The organism is Aquirufa sp. OSTEICH-129A (assembly GCF_054558355.1).
In genome coordinates, this window is the sequence record NZ_JBPXKC010000010.1 from 1 (window position 1) to 648 (window position 648).

Sequence of the window (648 nt, forward strand, 5' to 3'; positions counted from 1 at the left end):
ATCCTTCGCCGTGATTGTAATCGTTTGACTCGTTCCAGCCGTTTGCGTGCCGGATCCTGTAATCACAAACTTATTGGCCGATCCTGGATTGATCGTTATGCTGCCACTTGTTACAGCTGTCCCTGTTGCTGGAGTGAACGTAAATGTGCCACTACCAACTGTTCCTGTGTACTTCAAGCCTAAGCTTGTTAAGTTGGCCACCCCATTCACAAAATCACCTGCACTTGTTAATTTATTGCCACCACTTATTCCACTAATCGTTCCTGTTAAGCCTGTCGTACTTACCGTAATGTTATTCGCACTCGCATCAAAGCCGGTCACCACGTTGCCATAGGCATCTAGGGCCGTCAACGTATTTGTGCCCGTAAACCCTACTCCATTGATCTGTGGACCAGCCAAGCTTAAGGCTAATTTACTGAAGCTTGAAGCACTAACAACCACACTCAAACGATCTGACCCACTCGTACCTATCGAACCTTCGATAGCCACCAAGTTGGCTGTCTCTACTTTAAATAAGCTCAGACTCGCTGTAGCTACCCCATTCGTGAAGCTCACACTCGTCGCTGTACCAAAGTCTGTACCCTCTACTTTTGGTGAGGTCGCTGGAGATGATGAACTATTCGCTCCACTGAAAGTTAAGCTCTTACT

At 47.1% G+C, this 648-nt stretch carries 1 protein-coding gene; it reads right to left on the reverse strand.

The genetic code is table 11. The features are described from left to right. A partial coding sequence (locus SKC36_RS12265; RefSeq protein WP_459466071.1) for a hypothetical protein occupies positions 1-648 on the reverse strand: 648 nt, incomplete at both ends.